The following is an 8,139-nucleotide window of genomic DNA, read 5'->3' as shown; positions in this document are numbered from 1 at the left end:
TTTTCAGCGAGCTGTCCTCCGTCAGCTTGAACAGATCTGAAACGGAATCAAACGAGTGCTGTGGGAAACGTAGCCGGGCCCAGCGCAGCAACAGCGTTGACGTCTCCCCGGAGCCTCGTCTGACAGCCGCCAGTAGTGCTTCAAACGCCTGACGTTCGTTCTTGATGCTGTCATCTTCCGGCTCATTGTGGCCGGACGCTGGGGTTTGGCGAGCCCGCCACCAGAGCGCAAGGGTCAGCAGCCAAAGCACCGCAAACACAACCGTACCCCAGAGCCAAAGGGGGTTGCCGGAGGCGTCTGAACCAGAGGCTGTATCCGGGCTTGTCGTAACCGGCAGTTCGGTGGGCGCCGCAGAATCGTCTGGTGTCTGCGCGGGCGGGGCGGCGGTGGCATGGTCGCCGGTTATCCGTAAACGGCGCTCCGGCAACACGGCTTCCTCAAGCTGGTTGGTCTCGGTGTTCCACCAAGGTATACGGATCGCGGGCAGGGTGGTTTCACCCGCCTGGACGGGCACCAGGGCGGTCGCCTGTTGCAGCGTGGCGCGAAGCCCCTCCGGAGTGGTTTCGGTATTGCGCAGGGGCTGTTCCGGGTAGCTGCGGATGGCATCCGGTACCTCCTGGGCGATCGGCGGCAAGGCCTCAGCGGGCAATCCCCGCGCCTGCAGGGTCACTTTCCGGCTGAGATTGCTGCCGACGGCGAGTTCCTGGGTAGAGGGCAGGCCTTCGTCGCTCAGGGTCAGACTTCGTGCTGGTAACCAGGGCTGATTGTCCGGATATCCGGCAGGTACGGGTTTGACCGGAACGTCATAGAGTTGCTGCCGGTCACGAAGGAAGCGCAACTGGCCCGAGGCATCCCTGGCCTGGCCCTCAAACCGGATAGGCTCCAGGCTGAGAGTGCCTGGTGTTTGGGGAAAGATGGCGTAACGCCGCTCAACCACCCGATACCGGATACCATCGCGATAGCGGGTAAACTCACGCTGTTTGCCAAGTGATTCGATGATGGCGTCCGGGTGCTCAGGCTCCGACAGCTCTCCCCGGATCAGGTTGCCGGAGAAGAACAACTGTATGGTCAGTACCAGCTGTTCCTGAACATACACTTCCGCCTTGTCTGCGGACAGCTCGATAAAGCTGTCACGGCTGGCCGCCGGTTGATCCGGCGGGGTGCCGGAAATAACCTCGATGTCGACCGGGTCGGAAACGGAATCCTTGAACGTCAGTTCGGGAATCGTCAGTGTCCCGGTGCGTGCAGGGGCGAGCTGATAGGTCCAGGTAATCTCGCCTACCATCTCGTTGTTGACGGTTTGCACGCTGTAGCGCTGGTTGCGGGCCAGAATCTCGAAATCCGGCTCGACCTTTTCGATATCGGGCGACGGTAGCTGTGACAGATCGAAACTGAATAAATTGCTCAGATTGATGTCGATTTTCATGGAGCCCTTGACGGTCAGTGTCAGTACCTCACCTTCGTAGAGCTGGGTTCGATCCGGTTCCACCACCAGTCTGTCGGCAGCATGACTGACGGCTGACAGGAGCAGTAGCAGGAATGTCGCGGCAAGGGAGAGAACGCGCGTTACCATGGTGTGTCGCCCTCATCGGGTGTTGTCTGTCGTTGTTGGTACTGTTGCAGGAACTTGCGCTGCAACAACCCGCCGGGGTTGTCCGGTATGCGGCGCAGCCACTGTTCCTGGCCCTGGCTCAGGGGTTGTTCTGATATTTCGGCCGGCGCACTGGCAGGATTCTGCCTCTCGCCGGAAGGCTCATCCGGGCTTGCCTGGGCATTCGCCTGTTGCTCTTGTGCGCCATTCTCCGGATGTGGCTCTCCGGCGTTTTCCTGTGAATTTTCGCCGTTCTCGGAGGGCTGCTGTTGCTCGCCAGGGCGGGGATTCTGATTCTCGCCATTGTTGTTTGCGGAATCCTGTCCGGCGCTGTCCTGGTTGTCATTGCCCTGGCCGCCGGAGGCGTTCTGCTGTCCGGGATTCTGATCGTTGTTTTCCTGGTTGTTGTCGCCTTCTCCCTCGCCCTGGGATTTCTGTTGCTGGTTCAGGAGCTGCTTTACCAGTTGCTGATTGAAGTGCGCATCTTCGAAATCCGGCTGCTGTTCCAGTGCCTGCTGATAGGCGTCTATGGCTTCTTCCAGTTGGCCGGCCCGGGCCAGGGCGTTGCCCCGGTTGTAGTCACCAACGGCACCGGGTTGATTGGCAAAGGCTTCCGCGGCGTCGCTGTACTGGCCATCACGATAGAGTGCTGAGCCGCGCCAACCCGGCTGCTCCAGAACGGTGGCCGCCCTGGCCGGATCCTGCTGAATGAGGTCCGGGCCACGCTGGTCTTCGCGCTGCCACAGGCTGCCCCAGTCCAGGGCCTGAACCGGGCGCGGCGCGCCTGCCAGCGGAATCAGCGCAAAGGCGAGAATGGCAAAGGCTCCCCGGCGCCAGCCCAGAATCAGTAACGGCAGGGCCAGCCAGAGCAGCCAGTAACCGTCGTCCTGCCAGCGATTAACGGTCATGCCGTCCTGTTCGTTCTGCCATTCATCGGTGTGGGATGGCTCCAGCGCCAGGGCGCGAATGTCCTGGTCATCCAGGGTCAGTTCGTGGCTGGTTCCGCCATTGATGTTGGCCAGTTGCGCCAGGGTGTCTGGTTCGGCCTGGCTGATGACAATCCTGCCGTTGTCCCGAATGAATCCACGCTTTGCCAGGGGGATGGGGCCGCCTTCACGGGTGCCCACCACCAAAGTGTTCAGAGGGTAGGAGGTATCTGCCAGCTGCTGGCGGATTGCACTGTGTTGACGTTCCGGCACCGCCTCGGAGATCAGCAGGATGCGACCCTGGCCCGGTGCGCCCTGGTCCAGCAGGTCGACCGCCTGCCGCACGGCCAGATCGGCGCGGTTGCCCTGGGCAGGCATGATGGTGGGGTCCAGCACGCTAAGCATGGCCTCAATGGTGCGGGTGTCGCCGGTAAGTGGCGTTACCGTGTGGGCGTCGCCGGAATAGACTACCAGGGCAGTCAAACCGCCTTTGCGCTGGTTGAGGATGTCGCGGACCTTGCGCTTGGCCAGGGTCAGCCTGTCCGGTTCTACGTCGGTGGCCAGCATCGACAGAGACAGATCCAGCAGAATGACCAGGCTGTCCTGGGTCTGTTTCAGGGGTGTCGGCGCCTGTCGCCAGCTTGGCCCGGCGAGGGCGACCGCCAGCAAAACCAACGCCAGACTCAAGGGCAACAGGGGAGAGCGGGTGGTGCCAGTGCTCTCGTTGGCCCGGGAACGAATCAAGGGCTGTAACAGGTGAGCGGGGATGTATCGGGCCCATCCGGTCTCACCCTGGCGAAGTTGATGTCGGGCCAGAAACAGGATCGGAACCGCCAGTAACAAAATTAACCACAAGGGTCGCAGAAAATGGAAGTCAGCCATGGCCAGCCTCCGTGGCAGTGTTTTGCTGATAACGGTTGGATGCCAGTCGCAGGGCAATCAGTAGCAGCCAAAGCCCGGCGGCCATGCCGGCGGGCCAGGCGTAGAGTTCTGTCACCGGCCGATAGAACTGGCCATCCTGTTCTATCGGCTCGAGCTGATTGATGCTGTCGTAGATCATTTCCAGTTCGGGCAGGCTTCGGGCCCGGAAATACCGGCCACCGGTCTGTTCTGCCATTCGCGTGAGTAGTTCTTCATCGAGATCCCGTGAGGGATTGACCCGCCTTGATCCCAGCAGCCCGCGCTGGATCATGGTATCGGCGCCGATGCCGATGGTGTAAAGCCGCACGCCAGCGGCCTGGGCGATTTCTGTGGCCTTGTCCGGGCTGACCTGGCCGGCGGTATTTGCCCCGTCTGTCAGCAGGATCACCACTCGCTGTTCCTGGGGGCGTTCGCGCAGACGTTTCACCGATAACCCGATAGCGTCCCCGATGGCGGTGGCCCGGCCTGCCATACCCAGGCCCGCCTCGAACAGCAGGGTCCGTACCGTTTCCCGATCGAAGGTCAGTGGCGCCTGAACGTAGGGTTCTGTGCCGAACAGAATGAGCCCCAGCCGATCACCTTCGCGCTGGTCAATGAAGTCATCCAGCACGCGTTTGACCGCCTGCAAGCGGTTGATGCTGCGGCCCTGAAGTACCATGTCCTGTTCGTCCATGCTGGGAGAAATGTCGACCACCAGCATCAGATCCCGGCCCGTTACGGGCATCTGGATCTCCTCCCCCACATGCTGGGGGCGGGCCAGGGCCACCACCAGGCACAGCCAGCCCAGCAATAACAACAGCTGGCGCCAGAGCGGCGTTGATCGCCCCCGGGAGCTTACGCCCGGCATTCCGGACAACCAGTGCCCGACCGGAATGACGGGGGCATCCACCGGTTCGCTCTGCTGCTTGCGGTTACCAAGCAGCAGCGGCAGCAATGCCAGTAACAGCGCCCACGGGTAAGCCAGACTGATCACGACTGGGCCTCCAGCCAGGTTCTGGCGAACGCCAGTGCCTGTTCAGTCTGCGCGAGGGGCCGGGGTTGCCAGGTGCTTGTAACCATGGCCTCGACCAAGGGCCGGGAGGCGATGCGGTCTTTCGGCGCGGTTTCCAGGAGGAAGTTGATCCATTGCTGCCCGGTCATGGCCTCGGGATGCTTTTCCGGATGGCTCTGTCGTGCCGCACGTTTGAGCAGGGCATTGAGCGCTGCGAACCATTCCGGCGTCGGCCGGGCCTTGCTTTCAAGCTGTTGCAGTTCGGTCCGGGCGCTGCGTTTCCAGCGGTGCTTCTGACGCTGACGGTGCCACAGCCAGGCAAGTGCCAGTGCGCCGACAATAACCAGTATCGCCAGCAGCCACCAGCCTGGAGCCGGCGGCCACCAACCACCGGTAGCTGGCAACTGGATATCACGAAGTTGTGCCAGGGGATCCTGAGGGTTCATCCGATGCGACCTCCCGGGCCCAGCAGCAGGCGCAGGGCCGTGGCCGGATCCTCTCCGGTCGACAGAGTTGCGGAAAACACGCCGGATGCCCGAAAACAGTCTGCCAGACGTTGCTCATGAGCGTCGATTTTGTCTTGCCAAGCCTGCTGGAAGCGAGGATTTGAAGCATCAAACCAGATCGGGCCGTCCGGGCCAGCAACGGCAAACCGGCCGGATGAAGGCAGGGCCTTTTCCAGCGGATCCTGAATCCGTATGGCGCTGACCGAGTTGTGCCGGCTCATGGCGCCCAGCAGGGTGGTGGTCTGCTCGGTGATATTCATGAAGTCACTGATGATAAACACGCGGGAGCCAGTGTGTGTGACCCGGCGGGCTTCTGCCAGTGCCGTATCCAGCCCATGGCTGGCGTTCGTTGCGGGGGTTGGCGGTGTTTTGCCCTGGTGCTGGTGGTTGGCCAGATGATCCAGCAGGCGCAGGACGGACTTTCGGCGCCGGGCGGGCCGCAGCACGGCCAGACCCCGGTCATTGAACACCAGACCGCCCACCTGGTCACCCGCCCAGAGTGCCAGCCAGGCCAGCAGAGCCGCAACCTGGGCACTTCGGACTTGTTTGTAGGCGCCGGCACTGGCAAAGAACAGGGTCGGCCCGAGATCCACAATCAACAATACAGGCCGCTCCCGCTCTTCCTCATACAGCTTGGTGTGCGGTGCCTGGCGCCTGGCTGTTACCCGCCAGTCTATGCTGCGAATGTCGTCACCGGGCTGGTACTGTCGCACCTCAGAAAACGTCATCCCGCGGCCTTTCTGCCGGGACTGGCGTAGCCCGGCCTGGCGGGACCGGACCGGTTTTACCGACGGCAGCTTCAGAGCTCGTGCATCTGCCTGCAGGCGCACCAGCTCCGGCAGGGTAATGAACGTGGCTGGGCTGGAATCTGCCATGACGCTGTTATGGTCTCCTGTCAGCACCACCTCAGGCGGCAACCGGAACCCGGTCGATCAGCCGTTGCAGCACGGAATCGGCGGTCATGCCTTCGGCCTCGGCCTCAAAGGTCAACAGAATCCGGTGGCGCAGCACATCGTAAGCCATGGTCTGGACGTCGTCCGGTGTCACGTAGTCCCGGCCATCGAGCCACGCCAGCGCCCGGGCGCAACGGTCCAGGGCGATAGTGCCGCGGGGGCTGGCGCCGAAGGCGGTCCAGCGCGCCAGTTCAGGGTCCAGCGCTGCGGCATCGCGGGTGGCCAGAATCAACGCCAGCAGGTACTGCTCCACAGGTTCCGCCATATAGATATCCGACACCGCCTGCCGGGCGGCCATCACCTGTTCCTGGGTTAGACGAATGTCTACGTTCGGGATTCCCTGACGGTAGTCACTGCGCGCAAGGTGCAGAATCTCACGCTCGGCATCGGCAGAGGGATAGTCGATCACCACATGCATGAGGAAGCGATCAAGCTGCGCTTCGGGCAGCGGGTAGGTGCCTTCCTGTTCAATCGGGTTCTGGGTGGCCATCACCATGAACAGTTTGGGCAGGGGAAAGGTTCTCATACCAACGCTGATCTGGCGTTCGCCCATGGCTTCGAGCAGGGCCGACTGGACTTTCGCCGGTGCGCGGTTGATTTCATCGGCCAGCACCAGGTTATGGAATATGGGGCCGCGCTGGAATTCAAAAGTGCCGGTTTCAGCGCGGTAGATTTCGCTGCCGGTGACATCGGACGGCAGCAGATCCGGAGTGAACTGAATGCGATGAAAGTCGCCCTCCAGATGGTCGGCAAGTGCTTTCACCGCGGTGGTTTTGGCCAGCCCCGGCGCGCCCTCAACCAGAAGATGGCCATCGGCCAGAAGGGCAATCAGTAGCCGGTCGACGAGTTTGTCCTGGCCAATAATGCGCTTGGCCAGTTGTTCTCTGAGATCACCGAACGTTTGCTGTAACGACATGAAATTGACTGCTCTTGGTTTTTGAAATCCTGCGTAGGTAGTTGCCGCAGTTTTGGCGTCTGGCCGGCAAAAATCAAGGGTTTGACTATGCTTATGTGACGATACCCTGATTACGTTTCTTTCACACAAACCAGAGGTTGGATATGAATGCGCTGACAATCGCCAGCAAGGATCAGTTTTTTGAGCAGTTGGCCGATGCGTTCTCAGAAAAGATTGCAAAAACCGAGGCGAAGAAGATCGCCGATTTTGCGCGACAGCATTACGCCCATATTCCTCTGGAGGAGCTGGTCAGTCGCCGCTTCTCGGATACCTACGGCGCCGTTCTGGCAGCCTGGCAGTTCCTGCAAAAGCGCAGTGCCGATGAAACCCCTGTTTCAGTGTTCAACCCGGATCTGGAAAGCGACGGCTGGCAGTCCACTCACAGCGTTATTTTTATTCTCCATCCCAATATTCCGTTTCTGATTGATTCCCTGCGCATGGCCATCAATCAGCGGGAAATCGGCACCCATTCCATTCAGCACTCCATCCTGCGAGTGGAGCGGGACGACAGTGGCAAGCTGAAGAAGCTGCACACCACCAAAAAGGCATCGAAGGACGCAAGCTACGAAGCATTCATCGTGCTTGAAATCGACCGACACAGTGCGCCGGAAGATCTTCGCGACCTGGAACAGACACTGCAGAAAGTGCTGCACGAAGTACGCATTGCGGTGGGAGATTTCCCGATCGTGAAAGAGAAAGTCAGCGAGATCGTCAAGGAGCTGGATGCCACCACGGCGGGAATCAGTGAAGAAGGCAAGGACGAAGCCCGGGCTTTTCTGACCTGGCTGGTGGATGACCACTTCACGTTTCTGGGGTACGACGAATACGACTTTGCCAAGGACAAGCAGGGCATGGTGGTGCGCCGGGTGGAAAACTCGGAGCTGGGTATTCTTAGAGTCAACAACGAACGCCCTGATCGGGTCCGGCTGAATGAGCTGCCGCAGCGTACCCGCCATGAAATGACCCGTTCCGATGACATCTTCATCTTCGCCAAATCGGCGCAGCGGTCTCGCGTGCACCGGCCGGCCTATCCGGACTACATCGCGGTCAAGAAATTCAACAGCAAGGGTGAAGTGGTGGGCGAACGCCGCTTCCTCGGTCTATACACCGCTCGGGTCTACAACGAGCGGCCCGATGAGATTCCGCTGTTGCGGCGCAAGTTCCAGAGCGTGATGAAGCGGTCCGGTTTCCTGACCGACGATTACGCCGGCAAGGAGCTGGAACAGATCCTGACGCTCTACCCGCGGGACGAGCTGTTCCAGATCGAAACCGATGAGTTGCTGCGCGTTGCCAAGA

The 8,139-nt window shown here is 60.9% G+C and carries 6 protein-coding genes and 1 pseudogene; 1 reads left to right on the top strand and 6 read right to left on the bottom strand.

Annotation, left to right across the window (positions count from 1 at the left end; genetic code table 11):
* The 6 genes from B3Y70_RS04715 to B3Y70_RS04690 form a co-directional block, all read right to left on the bottom strand.
* On the bottom strand, positions 1-1,573 hold a 1,573-nt coding region (locus B3Y70_RS04715), incomplete at its 3' end, for a BatD family protein (protein WP_288589267.1).
* Complete coding sequence (locus B3Y70_RS04710; protein ID WP_199452223.1) at positions 1,567-3,399, bottom strand: VWA domain-containing protein; 1,833 nt, start codon at positions 3,397-3,399, stop codon at positions 1,567-1,569. The genes B3Y70_RS04715 and B3Y70_RS04710, both read right to left, overlap by 7 nt.
* On the bottom strand, positions 3,392-4,411 hold the full coding sequence (locus tag B3Y70_RS04705) for a vWA domain-containing protein (RefSeq protein WP_199452222.1): 1,020 nt from the start codon (positions 4,409-4,411) through the stop codon (positions 3,392-3,394). The genes B3Y70_RS04710 and B3Y70_RS04705 overlap by 8 nt, the downstream gene beginning before the upstream one ends.
* Positions 4,408-4,875: a DUF4381 domain-containing protein gene (locus B3Y70_RS04700; protein WP_199452221.1), complete on the bottom strand. Its 468-nt coding sequence runs from the start codon at positions 4,873-4,875 to the stop codon at positions 4,408-4,410. The genes B3Y70_RS04705 and B3Y70_RS04700 overlap by 4 nt, the downstream gene beginning before the upstream one ends.
* Positions 4,872-5,810 carry a DUF58 domain-containing protein gene (locus tag B3Y70_RS04695; RefSeq protein WP_199452220.1) on the bottom strand — a complete coding sequence of 313 codons (939 nt, stop codon included), beginning with the start codon at positions 5,808-5,810 and terminating at the stop codon, positions 4,872-4,874. Before B3Y70_RS04695 ends, B3Y70_RS04700 begins: the two co-directional genes overlap by 4 nt.
* A 31-nt stretch (positions 5,811-5,841) precedes the next feature.
* Positions 5,842-6,804, bottom strand: a complete 963-nt coding sequence (locus B3Y70_RS04690) for an AAA family ATPase (protein ID WP_199452219.1) — start codon at positions 6,802-6,804, stop codon at positions 5,842-5,844.
* A 143-nt stretch (positions 6,805-6,947) separates the two neighbouring features.
* Here B3Y70_RS04690 and B3Y70_RS04685 point away from each other — a divergent pair.
* Positions 6,948-8,139: pseudogene (locus B3Y70_RS04685) on the top strand (NAD-glutamate dehydrogenase domain-containing protein); the annotation flags it as partial.

The sequence above is a fragment of the Marinobacter sp. UBA5687 genome (genome assembly GCF_002420325.1).
Taxonomy (GTDB): Bacteria; Pseudomonadota; Gammaproteobacteria; order Pseudomonadales; family Oleiphilaceae; genus Marinobacter; species Marinobacter nauticus.
This window is presented reverse-complemented; position numbering and strand designations above follow the sequence as displayed.